17 protein-coding genes are annotated in these 20,854 nt (G+C 60.2%); 13 read left to right on the top strand and 4 right to left on the bottom strand.

Going from position 1 to position 20,854, the window contains the following annotated elements:
• Positions 1–53: 53 nt before the first annotated feature.
• The 7 genes from FTE24_RS03535 to FTE24_RS03565 all read left to right on the top strand — a co-directional run bounded on the left by FTE24_RS03535 (position 54) and on the right by FTE24_RS03565 (position 5,793).
• A complete protein-coding gene (locus FTE24_RS03535; protein ID WP_150234199.1) occupies positions 54–881 on the top strand; it encodes a polyphosphate polymerase domain-containing protein in 828 nt (275 codons plus the stop codon).
• Positions 874–1,563: a DUF4956 domain-containing protein gene (locus FTE24_RS03540; RefSeq protein ID WP_150234197.1), complete on the top strand. Its 690-nt coding sequence runs from the start codon at positions 874–876 to the stop codon at positions 1,561–1,563. The genes FTE24_RS03535 and FTE24_RS03540 overlap by 8 nt, the downstream gene beginning before the upstream one ends.
• Positions 1,564–1,897: 334 nt before the next feature.
• The gene (locus FTE24_RS03545; protein WP_150234195.1) at positions 1,898–2,350 is read left to right on the top strand and encodes a MarR family winged helix-turn-helix transcriptional regulator; all 453 of its coding nucleotides are present in this window, start codon (positions 1,898–1,900) and stop codon (positions 2,348–2,350) included.
• Between the two features lie 80 nt (positions 2,351–2,430).
• The gene (locus tag FTE24_RS03550; protein WP_150234193.1) at positions 2,431–2,949 is read left to right on the top strand and encodes a GNAT family N-acetyltransferase; all 519 of its coding nucleotides are present in this window, start codon (positions 2,431–2,433) and stop codon (positions 2,947–2,949) included.
• A gap of 100 nt (positions 2,950–3,049) precedes the next feature.
• Positions 3,050–4,279 carry a sensor histidine kinase gene (locus tag FTE24_RS03555; protein WP_150234191.1) on the top strand — a complete coding sequence of 410 codons (1,230 nt, stop codon included), beginning with the start codon at positions 3,050–3,052 and terminating at the stop codon, positions 4,277–4,279.
• Positions 4,280–4,415: 136 nt separating this feature from the next.
• Entirely contained in the window at positions 4,416–5,084 is a 669-nt protein-coding gene (locus tag FTE24_RS03560; RefSeq protein WP_237401615.1) for a response regulator, read from the top strand.
• 199 nt (positions 5,085–5,283) lie between these two features.
• On the top strand, positions 5,284–5,793 hold the full coding sequence (locus tag FTE24_RS03565) for a DUF1453 family protein (protein ID WP_150234187.1): 510 nt from the start codon (positions 5,284–5,286) through the stop codon (positions 5,791–5,793).
• Positions 5,794–6,036: 243 nt separating this feature from the next.
• Here the strand turns inward: FTE24_RS03565 and FTE24_RS03570 are convergent, their stop codons facing one another.
• Entirely contained in the window at positions 6,037–6,366 is a 330-nt protein-coding gene (locus tag FTE24_RS03570) for an ArsR/SmtB family transcription factor (protein ID WP_150234185.1), read from the bottom strand.
• Between the two features lie 178 nt (positions 6,367–6,544).
• Here FTE24_RS03570 and FTE24_RS03575 point away from each other — a divergent pair, with 178 nt between their 5' ends.
• On the top strand, positions 6,545–6,925 hold the full coding sequence (locus FTE24_RS03575; protein ID WP_150234183.1) for a nuclear transport factor 2 family protein: 381 nt from the start codon (positions 6,545–6,547) through the stop codon (positions 6,923–6,925).
• Positions 6,926–7,063: 138 nt separating this feature from the next.
• Here FTE24_RS03575 and FTE24_RS03580 read toward each other — a convergent pair whose 3' ends face one another.
• The 3 genes from FTE24_RS03580 to FTE24_RS03590 are packed head-to-tail and all read right to left on the bottom strand — an operon-like array spanning position 7,064 to position 10,729.
• On the bottom strand, positions 7,064–7,966 hold the full coding sequence (locus FTE24_RS03580; RefSeq protein ID WP_150234181.1) for a carbohydrate ABC transporter permease: 903 nt from the start codon (positions 7,964–7,966) through the stop codon (positions 7,064–7,066).
• Between the two features lie 19 nt (positions 7,967–7,985).
• Complete coding sequence (locus tag FTE24_RS03585; RefSeq protein ID WP_202111744.1) at positions 7,986–8,945, bottom strand: ABC transporter permease; 960 nt, start codon at positions 8,943–8,945, stop codon at positions 7,986–7,988.
• Between the two features lie 53 nt (positions 8,946–8,998).
• Complete coding sequence (locus FTE24_RS03590; protein ID WP_237401609.1) at positions 8,999–10,729, bottom strand: extracellular solute-binding protein; 1,731 nt, start codon at positions 10,727–10,729, stop codon at positions 8,999–9,001.
• Between the two features lie 274 nt (positions 10,730–11,003).
• Between FTE24_RS03590 and FTE24_RS03595 the strand changes: the two genes are divergently transcribed.
• From FTE24_RS03595 to FTE24_RS03615, 5 genes are all read left to right on the top strand, one after another.
• Positions 11,004–13,373: a carbohydrate-binding domain-containing protein gene (locus FTE24_RS03595; protein WP_150234177.1), complete on the top strand. Its 2,370-nt coding sequence runs from the start codon at positions 11,004–11,006 to the stop codon at positions 13,371–13,373.
• Positions 13,374–13,998: 625 nt separating this feature from the next.
• The gene (locus FTE24_RS03600; RefSeq protein ID WP_150234175.1) at positions 13,999–15,438 is read left to right on the top strand and encodes an SWIM zinc finger family protein; all 1,440 of its coding nucleotides are present in this window, start codon (positions 13,999–14,001) and stop codon (positions 15,436–15,438) included.
• A 67-nt stretch (positions 15,439–15,505) separates the two neighbouring features.
• Positions 15,506–17,347, top strand: coding sequence for a HEAT repeat domain-containing protein (locus FTE24_RS03605; RefSeq protein ID WP_150234173.1), 1,842 nt, complete (start codon positions 15,506–15,508; stop codon positions 17,345–17,347).
• A 75-nt stretch (positions 17,348–17,422) separates the two neighbouring features.
• Positions 17,423–18,526 carry an AAA family ATPase gene (locus FTE24_RS03610; protein WP_150234171.1) on the top strand — a complete coding sequence of 368 codons (1,104 nt, stop codon included), beginning with the start codon at positions 17,423–17,425 and terminating at the stop codon, positions 18,524–18,526.
• The gene (locus FTE24_RS03615; RefSeq protein WP_150234169.1) at positions 18,523–20,853 is read left to right on the top strand and encodes a DUF5682 family protein; all 2,331 of its coding nucleotides are present in this window, start codon (positions 18,523–18,525) and stop codon (positions 20,851–20,853) included. Before FTE24_RS03610 ends, FTE24_RS03615 begins: the two co-directional genes overlap by 4 nt.
• The last annotated feature ends 1 nt before the right edge of the window (position 20,854 follow it).

A 20,854-nucleotide genomic window follows, 5' to 3' on the forward strand; every position in this document is an offset into this window, starting at 1 on the left:
GATACGGATAGGGCAAGACGACGCCGACCCCACAGCGAAAGGAACGATGAATCATGGCAATCGAAGTCTTCAACCGGTACGAGAGCAAATATGTGATGGATCACGCCGCTTACCTCAGGATTTACACGGCGCTGCTGGAATATATGGAAAAAGACGAATATAACAAAAACGAATTTTACTGCATCAGCAATCTGTACTTCGACACGCCGCACGACTCGCTGATCCGCCAGAGCCTCGCCAAGCCGAAGTACAAGGAAAAGCTGCGCCTCCGCGCTTACGGCGTGCCTGGCGAAGACGCGAAAGTGTACCTGGAGATCAAGAAAAAAGTGTTCGGTCTGGTCAACAAACGCCGCACGGCGCTGAAGCTGAGCGAAGCCTACGACTTTGTACGCACCGGCCGGCCGCCGGAACTTCAGCCTTACATGAATGCCCAGGTGGTCGACGAGATCGAATATTTCCTGCGCCTCTACGAGCTGGAACCGAAAGTGTATCTGTCCTACGACCGCAAAGCGCTGTTCGACAAGACGAGCCGCGACCTGCGTATCACGTTCGATACGAATATCCGCTGCCGCCGGCACGACGTCCGGTTGGAGCGCGGCGATTACGGCGAGCCGCTGCTGGAACCCGGCCAATGGCTGATGGAAGTCAAAGCGGAGAAGACGGTACCGGCCTGGCTGTCCAAACTGCTGTCCGAGCACGGACTGTACCGGACGAGCTTTTCCAAATACGGCAACGAGTACAAAAAGCTGCTCAAGAACCGAAAAGCCATGTCCGAACTGAATCCGAGTCCGAACCTGAACCCGAATACTCAAGTCGGCGCGATCCTCGATCTGCCCGACTTCGAACATGCCAACGAAAAGGAGACTGTGCTCTATGCTTGATTCCATTCTCAATAGCACCACGACAAGCACGACCGATCTGACTCTTACGACCACGCTGATGACGATCGCCCTCGCGGTGGTTCTGGGCCTGATCATCAGCTTGACGTATATGAAAACGAATAAAGCGACCTATACGCAGGGATTTACGCTGACGCTGGTCATTCTCCCGATCGTCGTCGCCGTCATCATCTTGATGATCGGCAGCAACGTGGCCCGCGCGTTCAGCCTGGCCGGAGCGTTCTCGATTATCCGTTTCCGCAGCGCGGCAGGCGATCCGAAAGACATCACGTACGTCCTGTTCACGATGGCGGCGGGCCTGGCCTGCGGCGTCGGCTCTCTCGGCTACGCCGTATTGTTCACCCTGATTCTCTGCGTCGTCATGTTCGCGCTGAACGTCTTCAAATTCGGCGCCCGCAAATCGCAGCAGAAGACGCTCAAAGTGACGATTCCGGAAAATCTCGGCTACGAGGAAGCGTTCGAAGAAGTGTTCCGCAAATTCGGCGTGCAGCACGATCTCAAGAAGATCCGCACGACCGAACTCGGCAGCCTGTACGAACTCGTCTACTCCGTTACGCTGGACGCGGGCGTCAACCAGAAAGCTTTTCTCGATTCGATCCGTACCCGCAACGGCAATCTCGACCTGTCGCTGACAATGGCCCCTCCGCTGACCGCCGATTATTAAGACCTGCCGTTCCGCCCTCCCGTGCACGCCCCCGTTCGATTCATACAGCAGCGACGCAGGAGCATCCATCTATTCAGCACCCCGGAAAAGACGTCCTTTCTTCCCGATACCGGGGAAAAGACGTCTTTTTTACACGTATACGAGTTCCACAAGCTTGACCTTCTTACAAGTTTGACCCAGCCTCCGCTAACTTCAAATTCCGTTTAATATTGCAAATGCAACAAAAAATAATTATGATTTAAGTACACCCAAGATTCCCTCACACTGCCCTTTGCCCTTTAAATATCCGCTCCCGCCGTCACCCACTTCAGCAAAAAGGAAGGAGCCCCCACCCATGACAGAAATTCTGCGCGAGATCGGCATGATCGCCCGGGCGCTCGACTCGATCAGCAATATCGAATTCAAGGAGCAGCAGCTCACCAAAGGACAATATCTCTACCTCGTGCGCATCTGCGAGAACCCCGGCATCATTCAGGAGAAGCTGGCCGAGATGATCAAAGTAGACCGGACGACGGCCGCCCGCGCGATCCAGAAGCTGGAGACGAACGGACTGGTCGAGAAAAGAGGCGACGCATATAACCGCAAGATCAAGAAGCTGTTTCCGACGCAGCGAGGGCTGGAAGTCGTGCCTGTGATCCGGCGCGAGAACGACCATTCCGACCGGGTGGCGCTGGCCGGATTGTCGCAGGAAGAAGCAGAGACGGTGCTGCACCTGCTGCGCAAAATCCGCGGCAACGTCGAAGTCGATTGGGAGTTTGTGAAAAAAGGCGGGAAACGGGATTACTGACGCCGAGGTGGCACAAGCTGAACCCGAACCCCCAAGCCGAAGTCTCATCCGAAATTCAAACCGAAAGGAAGTACCCACCCATGACGGTATCTATCCATAAATGCGGAATACAAGATCTGGACGAACTGCGCGAGATCGGCATCCGGACGTTCAGCGACACGTTCGCGGCGCAGAACAAGCCGGAGAACCTGCACGCTTATCTGACAACGGCTTTTGACAAACAGCGGTTGGAGCAGGAGCTGAAACATCCGGAATCGGCGTTTTTCTTTATCTACTGCCAAGAGGAACTTGCGGGTTTTTTGAAAATCAACACAGGCGGGGCGCAGTCCGAACGTATGGGCGAAGAGAGTCTGGAGATCGAGCGCCTGTATGTCCGCACGAGCTTCAAGCGCATGGGTCTGGGCGGACGCTTGATGCAGCACGCGTTCGAAACGGCCAAAGCGCAGGGCAAGCGTCGGGTCTGGTTGGGCGTCTGGGAAAAAAACGAACCGGCAATTCTTTTTTACGAGCGTCAGGGTTTTGTTCTGGCCGACAAACATACTTTTCAAATGGGCGACGAGGAGCAAATTGACTGGATCATGGTCCGTACGCTGGCGTAAAGTTCCGCATCCGGTTTCCCGGACGCTTCATTCTGCATGACCGAGCCGGCGTTGTGCTAGAATCGTAACAGAAGAAGAAATACCGAAAGGGGATTCGCGGATGAATTCGCTCCCGCTGCAGCGAGGCTGGATCGTGACTGCCATCGTGCTGCTGTATCTGTTCACTCGTCTGCTGCCCGATTCGAACGAGGAGCGCTGGGCTTCGGCGACCTTGTGTCTGCTGTACATCGCCGGATTGGGCGTTGCTCCCCGTCTGAAAAATTCGCGGATTAGATTTGTGCTGCTGGGCGGACTGTATGCGGCGTCTGTCGTCTACTGGCTGTTTTTTGGTCAGGATACGTCACTGCTGATGATTCTTCAAGGGTTCCTCGTCAGTTATATCGCGCTGGTGCTCGTCGGACCGTCGTCCGTTTTGCTTGCGGCAGGGATCGTAGCGGCGACTTTTTGGCTGCAGGTTCGGTATGAAGATGCGGCGTGGATAGGACTGCTGCGTCAGGATTCGTTTATTTACGTAGGTCTGTACGCCCTGCTGCGCATGATTCGGATCAGCCGTTCCAAGCAGGACGAACAGCAGAAGCATGCCGAGGAGTTGAAAAGAATCCATGCCGAGCTGGCGGATACGCATGCCCGGCTTCAGCAGGCGCACGAGGAACTGGAGCAGGCGACCGTGCAGTCTCTGCGCTATGCGGTGTTGGAGGAACGAAGCCGGATTGCGCGGGATATTCACGACAGTATCGGTCACCGGCTCACTTCGGTTATCGTGCAGCTTCAGGCTCTGCCTTATGTGCTGAAAAGCGATCCCGCAGAGTCCGGGCGGATCGTCCGGACGGTGCTGGACGTGGCGCGTTCCTGCATGCAGGAAGTCCGTTCCGTCGTGCATGAGATGGGCGCGGACGAGAGCGGGGCGGGCCTGGTGTCGCTGCGAAGCCTGGTCCAGCAGACGAATACTGCGGTGGGCGCTCCGGCCATCGTGCTGACAGAGGCCGACGCGGAGACGGCGGGAAGGCAGGAATGGCCGCCGGAGATCGCCGCCGTTCTGTACCGCTGTCTGCAGGAAGCGCTGACCAATACGATCCGTCATGCGCAGGCGGAACATGTGGAGATCACGGTCGGGCAGAGCAAGCGGGAACTATCGCTTCATTATGTGGACGACGGAATCTTGAAGCCGGGCGACCCGCTGCGTGAAGGCTTCGGACTGGGCGGCATTCGCAAGCGGTGCAGGGATGCGGACGGCGAATGCGTCATTGCGGCGCGGGAGCCGCACGGGCTGGAGATCGAGATCCGGCTTCCGCTGACGAACGGGCAAATCGACAGAAACGAGGAGGCGTGAAGGCATGGATCGGCGGACAGAGACGGACGACAGGAACGAGTCGGGCGATTCGAACAGCGAATCGCCCGGGAACCCGGCTGCGGCGTACAAAGCGGGAATTCTGCTGGTGGACGATCAGCCTCTCGTACGACAGGGAATGAAGTACGTGATCGGGGCGCAGCCTGATCTGGAAGTGGCCGGCGAAGCCGGCAGCGGACCCGAAGCGGTCGCAGCGGCGCTGGAGCGGCAGCCGCAGCTCATCTTGATGGACGTGCAAATGCCGCAGTTCAACGGAATCGAAGCTACCCGGCAAATTTTGGAGCGGCAGCCGGACTGCAAGATCGTGATCCTGACGACGTTCGATACGGAGGAATACGTACTGGACGGCATGCGTGCGGGCGCGATCGGCTACTTGCTCAAAGATACCGAGCCGGAGGAACTGCTGAGCGCGATCCGCGCCGCGCTGCGCGGCGAAGTGATCTTCCGTACGGCGCTTGCCGGCCGGCTGATCGGACAGGCTCTGCAGCGTCAGATCAAAGCGGACGCGGCTTCGGCATCCGGGGCCGGCGGGAATGAAGCGTCCGCCGCAGCAACCGCGCCGCGCCCAGAAGGTCTGGCGGCCGGACTGCTTCAACCTTTTACCGCCCGCGAGTTGGAAGTGCTCCAGCAGATGGCTTACGGCCTGCGCAACGAAGAGATCGCCTCCAAACTGTTCGTCGGCGAAAGTACGGTCAAGACGCATGTGCACCGGATTTTGCAGAAATTTGATGTGCAGGATCGAACGCAGGCGGTCGTGTACGCGATTCGAAACGGGCTGGTGGAGTAAGCCTCCTGCTCGCACAGCCGGCCGGCGCCGCAAGCGCGGTCGGCTTTTTCGCGTGCGAATTTTCGCTTTTTGCCTTCTGCGCGTCCACCTACAGGTGGATACGGGCATTCGGCAGAACCCACCTGCCGGTGGACGCGGCTCCTTCTCGTTCGGGATAAGATAAAGGCATCCCAAAACGAATAACAAGGAGGCACCACCCATGACAACCGCAACCTGGATTTCGACACTCGCCATTTTCGCCCTTTTGACCTGGAGCACTTTCGGCCGCAAAGCCTTTAATCCGATTCGCCTGATCCTGCCGATTGTCGTCGTCGGTTACTTCGGAGCCGCGTATCTGAAAAACATTCCGGGCGGAGGCAACAACGGAATGCTGCTCGCGGCTTCCGCCGCATTCGGTGCTCTGATCGGCCTGATGCTGCTGACTTTGTCCCGCGTCGAACAGGACGGCCAAAAAACGTATGTGACAACCGGCGCTGCCAGTGTCGGCGTCCTGTCGATCATGTTCATCCTGCGTGTGGGCGTCGTCCAATGGGTGAGCGGTCACGGAGAAGAAGCTTTCCGCTATTCGCAGCTGCATCATTTCGATCTGCACCTGATCGGCCCCGCGTTCATCGTCATGGCGGGTGCCATGCTGCTCGTCCGGATCGTCGGCCTGCTCGTCCGGGTAAAACGTACGCGCTTAGAAGCGATGCAGGGTTTGAACGTTTAAAATAATCCACAGAGCCGATCCGCGCCCCAAAAGCCGGATCGGCTTCTTTTGGCCTGTGGATAACCGTTTTTTCGCCTGAATTTCGTTTATCCACAGGTGGATAAGTTAAAATTCAACCGCCCCGTCCCGTATTTCATCGCTCTGCACCGCCTCGCCAAACAAAAAACCGCCTGCCGGATCTTGCATCCGTCAGACGGTAAGCCGATCTTTCGAACGCCGCCTATCCCGAAATCGCATCCGAAATTACGCGGACGGCGCGGCGTTCCCTTGTTCTTTTTCGTTAAGCAGCAGATCCACAAGTCCCGGGAAGCGCAGGTTCAATTCGTCCGCACGCAGGGAGTAGAAGTGTTCCTTGCCCTGAAAGCGCGGCCGGATCAATCCGGCTTCGCGCAGAATCTTGATATGATGCGACAGCGTCGATTTGGAAATATGGTCGACTTCGAAGCCCGAGCAGTTTTTCTCGCCGGAGGTGGCCAGGCACCGCACAATCTTCATGCGAACCGGATCGCCGAGCGCGGCGCATACGACGGTGAGGCTCAGGTCGGCAGCGGCCGGAACATTTGGAGTTTTCATGCTTGTAGGGTACCATATTCGCCGTTTTCACACAAACTTCGATCAAATTCGAACTAAAGATTGCGCAGGATGGCGAAGAAGTGGTAGGATTCTCTATAGTTCGAAAAATATCGAAACGTTAAGGACGGCGGGCCAACCAAACTCGTCCCGCCCTATCCGCTTCGCCAGGAGGATCACCATGGAAACCGTACCTTTATTGAATACTTATTTTCGCCTGTTCGACGCGGCGCGCACCGACGAGTCGGCGATGCAGGATCTGCTCTCGCTGTTCGTTCCCGATGCGGAGATCGTGCTGAACGGCAGCAGCCGTACCGGATTCGAAGACTTCGTGCGAGCGTTCTACGCCTATAACAGCGACGTGAAGCATATGTGGGAAGCGTGGGAACGCCAGCCCGACGGAAGTTACCGCACGAACTGGGCCGTATGCGGACGTTCCGCCGAAGGCAAAGTCTACGCCAAGACCGGAATCGACATCGCCCGTCTGAACGAAGAAGGCAAAATCGTCTATCTGGAAAACGTGCCGACCGACAAAGAAGCTTTCGGCCGCTACAACGATTAAGCCGGGCTGCAGGCCGTATCGTTCGCGCCGCGCCGCGCCGCGCAAAAGCGCCTTTTTCCCCTGCCGGGAGAAAAGGCGCTTTTTGCTGCGGCGTTTGGGTTCGGACCGGCTCTTTTTGCTTGGAATTTTGCCTGGAAGCTAGCCTTTGATCGATCCCACGTATACGCCTTTGACGAAATATTTTTGCAGGAACGGGTACACGAGCAGGATCGGAAGCGTCGAGACGACGATCGTACAGTATTTGACCAACTCGCGGTGGGCGGTGGCGCTGCCCGCGCTGTCGATCACCACGCCGCCGGAGCTGCCCATCGTAGCCGCGCTCGTGTCGTTGGCGACGAGAATCTCCTTCAATAGAAGCTGGAGCGGGAATTTGTCCCGGTCCTGCAGCAGCACCATCGCGTTGAACCAGGAGTTCCAGTTGCCGACGAGATAGTAGAGGAAGATGACGGCAAGCGTCGCTTTGGACAGCGGAACGATGATACTCAGCAGAATACGCATCGAGCTCGCCCCGTCGATCGTTGCCGCTTCTTCCAGCTCCTGCGGCAGCGCCTGGAAGCCGGTGCGCAGGATGATCATATTCCACGTATTGATCGCGCCCGGCAGCACCATCGCCCAGACATTGTTGTACAGGCCGATGTCTTTCATCAGCAGGAACCACGGGATCAATCCGCCGCCGAAGAACATGGTGATCGTGATCAGGATCATGATGTATTTTTTGAAAAACAGATCCCGCCGGGAGAGCACGTAGGCGCCCATGATCGTCATGACCATGTTGATCGCCGTGCCGAGTCCGACGTACAGCAGCGTATTGGCGTAGCCAACGAGCAGGGCGTTGTCGCGGAAGATCAGCTTGTAGCCGTCCAGCGTGAAGCCGAGCGGGGCGAGCAGCAGTCCCTTATGGGCGACCAGCCGCGCCGGATCGCTCATCGAGGCGAACAGGATATGCACGATCGGATACAGGCAGATCAGCGTCAGCGCGGCGAGCAGCAGATAGATCGCCGCGTCGATCAGCCGGTTGCCCAGCGATTTGTATTGGACCATGTTTCGTATACGCTCCTTTCTACCACAGGCTGACTTCGGATTTGCGTCTGGCGATGCTGTTCGTCATCCAGAGCAGGCCGAAGTTAATGAGAGCGCTGAACAATCCGACGGCCGTCGAATAGCTCAGGCTGGCTTCGCGCAGGCCGCGTCTATAGACGTAAGACCCGATCACATCCGCCGTGTCGTAAGTGAGCGGATTATAGAGCAGGATGATTTTTTCGTAACCGGAAGCCATCAGACCGCCGACCGCGAAAATGAACAGGATAACGATGGTCGGCGTGATTTGCGGCAGCGTGACATGCCACATTTTGCGCAGTCGGCTCGCTCCGTCCATATCCGCCGCTTCATACAGCGACGTGTCGATCGAGCCCATCGCGGCAAGGTAGATGATACTTTCCCAACCGATGCTCTGCCAGATGCCCGAGAAGACGTACAGCGGCCGGAACATCGAAGAGTAGCCAAGGAGAGAAGTATACTCTTTGCCCGTGATCCACTGAAGCGCCTGCGTAATGATGCCTTGGTCGGCAGTGAAAATATGGATCATGCCGGCTACGACGACGAGTGAAATAAAGTGCGGCATGTAGGTGATCGTCTGCACGGTGCGTTTGAACATTTTGCTGCGGATTTCGTTCAGCAGCAGCGCCAGAATAATCGGGGCGGTGAAGCCGAACGCGATGCCCCACAGATTCAGCAGCAGCGTATTTTTGACGACCCGCCAAAAATACGGACCCTGGAAAAAGTCGATAAAGTGCTTCATGCCGACCCAGGGACTTTCGGAAAATCCGAGCAGCGGCTTGTAATCCTTGAAAGCGATCAGCACGCCCCACATCGGCCCGTAGCAGAACACGATGAACCAGATCAGGACGGGAATGACAAGCAGATAGGGGAACCAGTTTTTGCGCACGTCTTTTTTGATCAGCGCCGCGGTTCGGGGACGTTCGGACACCGCCGAGCCGCGCGTCTTTTTGTTTTTTTGCAGCGTAAGCACCCGGTCGTTCACCTCCCTGTAAATTCATGCGAGGCCGTCCCCGCTTAACGTTGGTTGTAGCGGTCGAGCGCGGCCTGATGCAGGGCGACGAATTCTTCGAGACCCATCTTCTGCGCTTCCTGCAGGAACTTGTCGTACGCATCGACAGGCAGCTCGCCCATGATGATCTTGGCGTAATATTCGCTTCGCAGCGTCGCCAATTGGTTGCCCAGCTCGGCTTCGCGCGATGCTTCTTCCTGGGTAAACGTGATCGGAGGCATCGTCATGCTCGCGTCCATCTCTTCCGTCCACGTTTTGCGGATATCGCCGGAGTAGCTGCCTTCGGCCACGATCAGCGGGTTGGAATTATGCTCGTCGCGAATATTTGCCCAGTCGTGCACCCGATACTTGTGCAGCGTCGTCGCAACCGGCTGTCCGTCCGGGTCTTTATAAATGTAGCTTTCCGCCGGGAAGTACGGTTTGCCGTCTTTGTCGATCAGATGCACCTTGCCGTATTCGCCGTAGTTGAACACTTCCCAGCCTTTTTTGCTGTAGCCGAAGTCCAGAAACGCCATCGCCGCTTCGACGTTCTCCGCCTGCGTCGTAATCGCGGCGCTCGTACCGGCCCGCATAAAGTTTTTGTAACTGACCTGAGGCTGATCGCCTTCGTTCAGCACCGGATTCGGCGCGCCGACGAAGTCGATATCGTTCTGCTGCTTCCAGTAGCTCCACATCGTATCCGGGGAGTCCATCATGATCGCGGTCTTGTCGGAGATCGCGGTCGCCATGCGCTGATTGAAGTCCGCTGTCGCCCAGTCGCGGTTGAGCAGTCCTTCCTTGTTCCAATCCTGCATCGTCTTGAGATATTCTTTGGCTTTGGGCTGAGCCGGTCCCCATTGGACTTTGCCGTCCGCGTCCATAAACGTCCAGTCCCAGACTCCGTAAGCGCCGTTGATAATGCCGGTGAAGATCTGGCCGTACGACGAGCCGTAATTGAGCGGTTCGGTATAGCCGACTTCTTTGGCTTTGGTGAGGAACGTGTGCCATTCGTCGATGGTGGTCGGTACTTCGAGACCCGTCTTCTCCAGCGCTTCTTTCTTGATCAGCGGACCGAACCACATCCACTCGGAATAAGGCGCGATGCCGTAGAAGCCGAGCAGTCTGCCGCTGTCGGTAACGGTCGTTTTGCGGCGCATTTCGTCGGAGTTGCGCCAGGCGTTATAGTTCGGCGCATTTTTCTCGATCAGATCGGTGAGGTCGATAAAGGCGCCGTCGTTCAGACCCGCTTCGAGCCCGCCCGGATATCGGCCCGGATCGATAATGATGTCCGGCAGCTCGCCCGACGAGATCATCAGCGTGAACGCATCCGCTTCCTGTCCGACCGGCGGCGTGATGAAATTGACTTTGATGCCGGTGAGCTTCTGTACTTGTTTCTGCACAAGCTGAGTGTTCATGTCCGGGATTTCGGCGGGGGCCGCCATCCATACGTCCAGCGTCACGTCGCCTTCGACCGGATAAGCGGAATAGTCGTTCGGGATAGGCTGATCGAAAATGTCGCCGAGATATGTATCGTTGAGCGTGCCGTTCACTTCGTCGATTTGCTGCTGCGTCGGTTTTTCGTTGCCCCGGATATCGCTGCCGATATCGGTAAAAGCAACCTGTTCCTGCTTGACGGCCTTCTCGCTGTCCGTGGTCGAAGCTTCTTCGGTCTTTGCGCTGCTGCATGCCGTCGAGACGGCAAGCGTGGAGACGGCGGCCAACAGAGCCGCGCGTTTGGCGAATGTACGCATATTCATCTTAATCCCCCCTGATCGGTAACTTTGATGTTCCCCTAAATGGTAGCGCTTACAAATAGTGGATTCAATAGACGGATTTTTGGTCTTAGCGACGTATTTTTTGATGTTTGGGTTTCTTTTTCGGCGTGTGGCAGGTCGGGCAGACGAAACAGGTTCGGAAGATTCGTCCGTTTAAGATTCGCTAAAGCTTCGGGGCTTAGGATAAAGGCAGTCGCAACGACGCTTGCCCGCGCACACCACGCACCCAAACCCAACCCGAAGGGAACGATTATAGATGAAAAAAACGACCAAGATCGAGAAAACGAAAAGATTCCAGGCGAAAAAACGGACCGGCCTCGTCATTTTCCTCGGCGCCCTGCTGACCTTGTCGGCCTGCAGTTCGGCGGCGGACACGGCGGAGACGGTCGCGGCGACCCCCACGGCGTCCGCGTCCGGCACACAGACGGCGAACCCGACGACAACCGCCGCGACGACGACGGCCGTCCCGGCTTCCGTTAAGCTGAGCGGCCGGACGACAGCCGATCTCGTCACGCTGGACGACGAAGATTACGCCGCAGAAGCTTCGGCGGATGCGACGACGATCGCGCTCGGCGCAAGCGGCGCTTCGATCGACGGAAGCGGCGCCGAGGCGGCGGACGGATCGGTCACGATTACCGCGGCCGGCACGTACGTCCTGAGCGGAACGCTGGGCGACGGGCAGATCGTCGTGGAGACGGCGGACGCCGATTCCGTGCACCTGATCCTGAACGGCGTCGACCTGACGGATCAAGACAGTGCTCCGATCTACGTCAAATCGGCCGAGAAAGTGATTCTGACGCTTGCCGCAGGCACGGTCAACACGGTGACGGACGGCCAGACGTATGCGTTGAACGCGGACGGGGAGCCGGGCGCGGCCATTTTCAGCAAAGCCGATCTGACGATCAACGGAACCGGCAGCCTGACCGTCACGGCCAACTACAAAGACGGCATCACGAGCAAAGACGATCTCAATATCGTCAGCGGCACGATCGACGTCAAAGCGGCGGACGACGGACTGGTCGGCAAAGACCGCGTGTATGTCGAAGACGGTACGATCGGTATCGACGCGGCCGGCGACGGCATCAAGTCGACGAACGACGAAGACGCGGCAAAAGGATTCGTGGCAATCAAGGGCGGCACATTCGGGATTACGGCGGGCCAGGACGGCATCCAGGGCGAAACGGACGTCGTCGTGGACGGCGGCACGTTCAACCTCGTGACCGGCGGCGGCTACGAAAACGGGCCGGAGCATACCGAAGAAATGGGCGGCGGCTTCGGAGGAGGCGGCTTCGGAGGCGGCCAGCGTCCGGAAGGCGGCATGCGCGGTCCGGGCGGAACCGGCGATCCGGGAACCGGACAGGGACCGTCCGTGGACGGCAGCGGAGCCGCTTCGGGCACGGCGAATGCCGACGCTGCGGCGTCGGACGGCCCTCCGGCGCTGCCGGACGGCGCCCAGCCCGAAGACGGCGGAACGCCTCCCGCCCTGCCGGGCGGCGCTTCCGATGCAGCGGCGGCCGATTCCGGCAGCGATTCTTCTGCGGCGTCCGGCACGTCGGCGTCGGCGGCCGAGACCGAGACTGAATCCGGCAGCATGAAAGGCATCAAAGCCGGGACGACGCTGATCGTGAACGGCGGTACGATCGTCGTCGACTCGGCGGACGACGCGCTGCACAGCAACGGCGATGTCGAAGTGACCGGCGGCGATCTTCAAATCTCGACCGGCGACGACGCGCTGCACGGCGAGACGAACCTGACGATCGCGGCCGGCAAGGTCGACGTCAAGACGAGCTACGAAGGGCTGGAAGCCGAACATATCTCGATCGCCGGCGGCGAGATCAACGTGGTGGCGACCGACGACGGGGTCAATGCGTCGGAAGCTTCGGCGGCGGTCGAGGCGGGGACAGGGACGACGACAGGGGCGGCGGCAACGACCGAAGCCGGCGGAACGACCGAGGATACTTCGGCAGCAGCGGTCGTGACCGCTTCGGCTTCCGCGAACACGACCGCCGCGGCCGGCACATCGTCTGCGAACACGAATGCCGATTCCGCGACCGATACGACCGATACGGCGGCGCGCGGCGGCTTCGGCGGCGGCATGGGAGGGATGGGCGCGGGCAGTGCCCAATTGACCATCAGCGGCGGCACGCTGACCGTCGACGCGGAAGGCGACGGCCTCGATGCCAACGGATCGATCGCGATGACGGGCGGCACGGTGACCGTGTACGGTCCGACGGGCGACGGCAACGGTTCGCTCGACTACGACGGCACGTTCGACATTAGCGGCGGCACGCTGATCACGGCCGGCAGCGCCGGCATGGCCCAGGCTCCGGGCGAACAATCGGCTCAGCTCTCGGTCGCAATGACGTTCACCGACACGCAGGAAGCCGGCACGAAGGTCGATCTCAAGAACGGCGAAGGCACCGTTGTGGCGACCGTCAAGCCGACCAAAGCGTTCCGCACCGTCGTGTTCAGCTCGGCCGATCTGCAAGATGGCGGCACGTATACGGTGGCGGCCGGTGAAGCCGACGTCGTCACCTTCACCGTCCCGGGCAGCGTGACGACCTGGGTGAACGAGTCCGGCATCACGACCGGGAACACCGGCGGAATGGGCGGAGGCAGACGGTAAACCGACTCCTAACAGCGCGAAGATTCACTCCGATCCGGAGGCCCACCCGCCTCCGGATCGGTTTTTTTGGTATGGAGATGACGCGAATCGGACCGTTTCGGGTCTGCGCCTGTGTCTGTATTGGTACTTGTGCTTATGTTTGTACTTGCGCCCGTACCTGTACCTGGCGCAAACTTGGGGCATCCTATCGAACCTGCCGCAGGGCGCGCCGGATTAACGTCCTGAAGACACTTATTTTTGCAAAAATGCCCCCAAAAGCGCAAATAAAGGCACAGATCCATTTATTTTGCGGAAAAAAGGAGATTTCGGCATCGACGCGCGGAAATAGCTGCTTCTACGCAGTTATTCGACGCGGCGCGGACCGGCAGAGAGGAATAAATGTCCTCACGACGTTATTTAAGCGGAGAAAAAGCAATTCGGACTTAACAATCGCGCGCCATTTGAATTCCCGAAGAAAGCGTGCTATATTTTACGAAAATAAGAACACGCGTTCTTTTTTTGTCTGGAAAATCCCGCCAGGACGAACGTCCAGGGTCGAAAGTCCGATGCCGCATGCCGGAGTGAGATTTGCGCGGGAATCACGTATAATGCTAACCAACCAAAGATTAGCGAGGAGGCGCTTGATTTGCTGCAATTGACTGCATCCCATATCGATTCGCTCGCCCCGAACGCGGCCGCGGCCAAGAACGGCCGGGGGCTCGTTCAGAAAAACAAGTTCGTCAAGCTCAACGTATCCGCGGAAGGCGACCTGCTGTTCGGCGAATGTTCCGGCAGCGGCAAGTCCAACTACGTCTGTTCCGTCGACTTCGTCGCTCCCGACAATCCGGTGTCCCGCTGCAGCTGCCCGAGCCGGCAGTTTCCGTGCAAGCATGCGCTGGGCCTTATGTACGCCTATGCGGACGGCCTGAAGTTCGAGCAGGCATCCGTGCCGGAAGACATTTCGTCGAAGAGAGACAAGGCCGGCAAGCGCGAAGAGAACAAGGCCAAGCGCGACAGCGGCGAACTTCCGCCCGCCAAGCCGAAGAAAGTGAACAAGGCCGCACTCAAGAAGAAGATCGGGCAGCAGCTCGAAGCGCTGGACGAACTGGAGAAGTTGTCGCTGTCGCTCGTGCGCGGCGGGCTGGGCACGGCGAACGCGAAGACGGTCAAAGACCTGAATGACCATGCCAAGCGGCTGGGCAGCAGTTATTTGACCGGAGCGGAGAACGAGCTGCGCCGTCTGGCCCTGCTGCTGGAGCAGGAAGATCGCGAGAGCGGGTATACATACGCGGCCGAGCAGCTGACGCTGCTGAACGCTTTTATCAAGAAAGGCCGCTCGTACCTGCAGGCGAAGCAGGAAGATCCGGAACTGTCCCCGGATGCGGAATCGACGATCGAGGAATGGCTCGGCCATGCCTGGCAGCTGTCCGAACTGAAGGAAGCGGGACGGGTCAGCGAGAAAGTCCAACTGCTGCAGCTCGCGTTCTACAGCTACCGGGACGAAGCGCGCAAAGAATTCGTCGATACCGGCTTCTGGCTGGAACTCGGCGAGAGCCGGATTCATCGCACGGTGCAGTACCGCCCGTTCAAAGCGGTCAAGTTCATGAAGGAAGAAGACAGCTTCTTCAGCGTCGCGCAGATCAATGAGCTGTACCGGTATCCGGGCGGCCTGAACGCCCGTGTGCGCTTCGAGGGCATGCTGCCGCGCCAGACGTCTTCCACCGATTTCGAATCGATTCGATCCGCCGCTTCGACTTCGATCGCGGACGCGGTGAAAGCCGTCAAGAACCAGCTCAAGGACCCGCTGGCCGACCGCGCGCCGGTCGTGCTGCTGCAAGCCGTCCGGATCGCGCAGACCGAGAGCGGGGCTTTCGCGCTGGTCGACGAATCCGGCGGCACGCTGGAACTCGGCGACATTTACCGGCTTCCGCAGCCGACTACGCCCCTGCTGTCGCTCGTCGATCCCGCGCTGCTGGAAGACACCGCCGTGCTGGCGATGTTCGAGCACCGGATGGATACGGGAAGGCTGGTCGCCCAGCCGCTCACGCTGATCAAGGGCGAGCGGATCACGCGGCTGCTGTATTGAGCGGGACGCCGTCGAAGACAGAGCCCGGATTCCGGGACGAATCGAACAGAATCGGGAGGAGAAGCCAATGAGTACGACTTTGTTGCAGGAACTCCAGGGCGAACTGCGCCGCCTGTATATCGCGGGCAGCGACCTGGCGGCGGACGATTTCCGCCTCAAACGGATCGAACCGAAGCTTGCGCAGCTCGGAGAGCGGGCGCCGGTGTTCAAGAAGCTGGCCGAAGGCATCGCGGAATTGACGGGACCGTCTGAAGCGGAAGCGCGCGCTTCCAGACTGCAGGACGTGTCGCTGCTGCTGAATTCGGTGCTGTCGACGCAGGGCGCCACGGCACCGGACGGCGACATGTCAGCGGAGAAGCCGGCGAACAGCGGCCTGACCGACTTGACGACGTCCCGTTCGTACCGCCAGTTGGCGGAAGTGCAAAACGCGCTGTCCACTTCGGGCGGCGGACGCCACGAGATCGTGACGACGGCCCATCGGGACGGCTTGTTCCGCGATCTGCGCCTGTTCCCGTTCGCGATGAAGGCGCTGAACGATCCGTACGCGGAACTGGCCGATTATGCCGTCCGGTATATTCTGCCTTCCTACGGACGGGTGATCGTGCCGTATCTGCTGGCGGATCTGAACCTTCAGGGCGGGCGCGAAGAAGAACGCCGCCTGGAAGTCGTGCGCACGCTTGGCGTCGACGCCGGCGACAAGCGTTCGCTTGCGCGGCTCGTGCAGGCGGCCGAAGAAGGCTCGGACAAAGTGCGCGCGGCGGCAATATCCTGCCTGGGCACGCATCCGGACTTCGAAGACCGCCTGATCGAATGGTCGCTCGACAAGAAGAAGCCGGTGCGCGAAGGCGCGCTGGCGGCGCTTGCCGTACGCAATTCGGCTGACGCCCGCGAACGGCTGTATGACGCGTTCGTCGGCAAGGACGCGATTCCCGCCGCGCAAGCGATCGGGGCCGCTCCGGCGGAAGAGATGCTTGCGCGTATCATCCCGCTGTACGCGGAGCGTCTGCGCGAAGAGTATGCGGGCGAAGAAGACCGCAAAAGCAAAGACAAACTGTGGAGCGCGCTGGAACCATTTACGATTGCGTTTCGGAATGCGGAGCATCCGGAACTGGAACGGCTGTACCTGGATTTCTGCGGACATCCGAACGCTTATCCGGCGCTCGGCCGGCTGGATTACGCGGAACGGTTCCGCGTCCTGAGCCAGGCGGCCCGCTATCTGGAAAATACGGACACCGAAGAAGCGCTTGAAGTGCTGTACGCGCTCGAAGAGCAGAGTCCCGATTTTCTGCCGTACGCGTTCCATGCGACGAAGCGCCGCCGTTCGCCGGCCGAACTGTACGACCGCTACGCCGGTTCGGGCCGGGGCAGGCTGCGCGAAGCCGTATCCAAAAAAGCGCAGGCGATCCAGAAGAAGCTGATCGAGACGCTGCACGGAGAGATCCACGTGTACGACAATTACGTCCGGCGGCGTCTGCCGCAGGAAGTCATCGAGACGCAGTGGGACCCGCGCTGGCTCGATTGGACGATCGACCGGGGCGATCTGGAACTGGTATCGGGCCTTGCCGCTCCCGGCAATCCGAGACTGCTGCCGTTTTTGAGAAAACAGGTCGAGAAAAACGCCAGCCCTTATTACGAGAATTACATTTTCAGCGCGCTCGACGCGGGCGATTACGACGAAGATACGAAGTACGGACTGCTCATGAGCTGGATGGAGAACAAGGACTGGAAAAAAATCTACAGTATCTATCCGGACGAGATCGAGCGTTTGACAGGTATCCCGGACCGGTTTGCCGCGGACGCCGCCGACCGTCTGGAGCCGATGATCGCGAACGCGAGGTTCGAGAGCCTCAAGGAAACGATGCAGGAAGTCGTCCACTCGCTTCGCCGGCGGGCCGCCGCCGCGGAGTAACGGCGGCGAAGCCGCGATCGGATCACCGCACGGATCACCGCAATCCCATCTTGCAGTCGAGAGGAGAATGAACGAATGGCAGCAGCGAACAAGCAAGAGCAGGAGGCTATGCGCCTACCGGCGGAAGTGTTGTACCAGGAAGAGATCGAGGCGCTGCAAAAAGCGGACAAAGGGGTGGTCCCGCCGGGTTGGCAGATGTCGCCGCGTTCCGTGCTGACGTTTCTGACCGGCGGCACGGCCGGAAAGCTGGACATCACGCCCAAATACATAGGCAACCGGCGTCTGGTCGAGATGGCGATCGCCACGCTCGTCACGGACCGCGCGCTGATGCTGATCGGCGAGCCGGGCACCGCCAAGTCCTGGCTGTCCGAGAACCTGACCGCCGCCGTCAGCGGCAACTCGGGCCTTGTCGTGCAGGGAACGGCCGGCACGAGCGAAGAGCATGTCCGCTATTCGTGGAATTACGCGATGCTGCTGGCCAACGGCCCGACGCCGGAAGCGCTCGTGCGCAGCCCGATCATGCGCGCGATGGAAGGCGGAAGCGTCGCCCGGTTCGAAGAAATTTCGCGCTGCGCTTCGGAAGTGCAGGATGCGCTGATCTCCATTTTGTCCGAGAAGACGGTCTCGGTGCCTGAACTCGGTAGCGAGACGAGCGCCCGCAAAGGCTTCTCGATCATCGCCACGGCGAATACGCGCGACCGCGGCGTGAACGAAATGTCCGCCGCCCTCAAGCGGCGCTTCAACATCATCGTCCTGCCCGCGCCGTCGGATCTGGAGACGGAACTGTCGATCGTCAAGAAGCGGGTCGGCGAGATTGCCGCTTCCTACCAGCTGCACGCTTCGCCTCCGGCCGACGAGGCGCTGCTCAAGGTCGTGACGATCTTCCGCGAGCTGCGCAGCGGCATGACGCTCGACCGCAAGGAAAAGCTCAAATCGCCCGGCGGCGTCATCTCGACGGCCGAAGCGATCTCGCTGCTGACGAACAGCATGGCGCTGGCGGCAAGTTTCGGCAGCGGTGAGATGACCGACGAGGATCTGGCGGCCGGCCTGCAGGGCGCGATCGTCAAGGACGACGACAAGGACAAGCTCGTCTGGAAAGAATATCTCGATAACGTCATGAAGAAACGGGGATCGGAGTGGCGCGGACTGTATCAAGCGTGCAGGGAGATGAACGAGTGAAGACGGCGGCCGACGTCACCGTCTCCGTATTCGGCGTCCGGCACCTATCCCCCGGCGGTGCCCGCCATCTGCTGCAATATCTGGACGCGGTCCGGCCGACGGCGGTACTGATCGAAGGCCCGTCCGATGCGACTCCCCTGATCCGCGATCTCGTCGATCCGTCGACCGTTCCGCCGGTCGCCATTCTGGCTTTTACCGACGAGATGCCCGTGCGCACGGCGCTGTGGCCGTTCGCCGTCTATTCGCCGGAGCTTCAGGCGATGCGCTGGGCCGCGAAGAACGGCGCCCTGTGCGAACTGATCGACCTGCCGGCCGGGTCGGCGCTGGCGCTGCAGGATCTGCGGCGCGGCGGCGAAGATCTGCCCGGTCGGCCGCAGGGCGAAGAAGAGCCGGAAGCCGCGGTGGCGGGGCGTTCGGTGTACGAACGCATCGCCGACCTGGCGGACGAGCACGACTACGAGACGTACTGGGAACGTCATTACGAGCACAACGCGAATCCGGATGCCTACCGGGATTCGATCCTGGCCTTTTCGGCCGAGATGCGATCGCTCGGCGAAGACCGCGAGCAGTCCGAGCAGCCGCAGGAACACGCGTATAATCACGTCCGCGAAGCGTATATGCGGCGGCAGATTCTGAACGTCGTCGAAGCGGGGCACGATCCCGCCAAAGTCGTCGTCGTCTGCGGCGCCTACCATGCGGCGGCGCTGGAGCATCCGGCCGGCGGCGCCATGAGCGACGCGGAACTTGCGGCGATGCCGCTGCGCGGTTCGAAGCTGACGCTGATGCCGTATTCGTATTACCGGCTCTCCAGCCTGTCGGGCTACGGCGCGGGGAACCGCGCTCCGCATTACTATCAGCTGATGTGGGAAGCGATGGAGGCCGGGCGGCCGGACGAGCTGCCGCGCGTCTATCTGTCGACGGCGGCGCGCAGCCTGCGCGAGGCCGGCACACACCGTTCGACGGCGGAAGTCATCGAAGCGGTGCGGCTGGCCGAAGGGCTGGCTTCGCTGCACGGCGGCAGCGCGCCGACGCTGCTGGAACTGCGCGACGCGGCGCAGACGCTGCTCGGCCGCGGCGAGCTGTCGGTCGTGGCCGAAGCGCTGGCCCGGGTCGAGATCGGCACCCGGATCGGCAGCCTGGCCGAAGGCGTCAGCCAGACGCCGCTGCAGGACGACCTGAACCGCGAGTTGAAGCGGCTCAAGTTGACCAAATACAAGACCGCGGTCGCGGCCGATCTGTCGCTCGATCTGCGCGAGAACCGGCGCGTCTCGTCTCCCGAAGCCGCTTTTCTCGACCTGAACCGCTCCTTCCTGTTCCATCGCCTGGAATTGCTGGACATTCCGTTCGTCCGCGCAAAATCCGCGGGCGCGGATCGGGCGATCTGGGCCGAAGACTGGATTATCCAGTGGACGCCGGAAGCCGAGATCCGGGTCGTCGAATCGACCCTGCTCGGTGAGACGATCGAGATCGCCTGCGCGTATCGGCTGCGCGAACGGCTGGAAGCCTGCACTTCCATTTCGGAAGCTTCGAAGCTGATCGAAGCCGCCGTCCGCTGCGGCATGACCGCGCAGATGGAAGACGGGCGCCGCGTGCTGCAAGCGCTGGCGGCGGACAGCCGCGACGTGGCCCAGATCGCGGCGGCGGCTTCGCGGCTGTCCGGCATTATCGCCTACGGCGATATTCGCCGCGCGGACACGGCGCCGCTCGTGCCGCTGCTGACGCAGCTGTTCTATCGCGGCTGCCTCTATCTGACCGACGCCGCCAACTGCAGCGACGAAGCGGCTTACGGCATCGTATCCGCGATGGGCAGCCTGAACCAGATTGCGCAGGAACACGACGACGTCGTCGACGTGCCGCTCTGGACGGCGGAGCTGTCCGGGCTGTCGGAGCGCGACGACCGCAATCCGAAGCTGTCCGGCTTCTCCTGCGCGCTGCTGCTGGAACGCGGGGAGATGGACGCGGAGAAGTGCGCCGCCGAAGTGTCGCGGCGGCTGTCGCCGGGCATTCCGTCCGAGCTTGGCGCGGGCTGGTTCGAAGGACTGTCCATGCGCAACCGCTATGCGCTGCTGTCGCGCATGAGCCTGTGGCAGCAGTTGAACGATTATATCCATTCGCTCGACGACGAAGAATTCAAGCGCGCGCTCGTGTTCCTGCGCCGGGCGTTCAGTTCGTTCTCGGCGCACGAGAAGACGATGATCGCCGAGACGCTGGGCGAGCTGTGGGGCGTGAACGCGGAGCAGGCCGCGGAAATTCTGACCGGGGATCTGAAGGAGGAAGAGGACAAGATGCTGGATGAATTGAACGATTTCGACTTTGGGGACTTTTAGT

It is taken from the genome of Saccharibacillus sp. WB 17, from assembly GCF_008634075.2.
Taxonomy (GTDB): Bacteria; Bacillota; Bacilli; order Paenibacillales; family Paenibacillaceae; genus Saccharibacillus; species Saccharibacillus brassicae.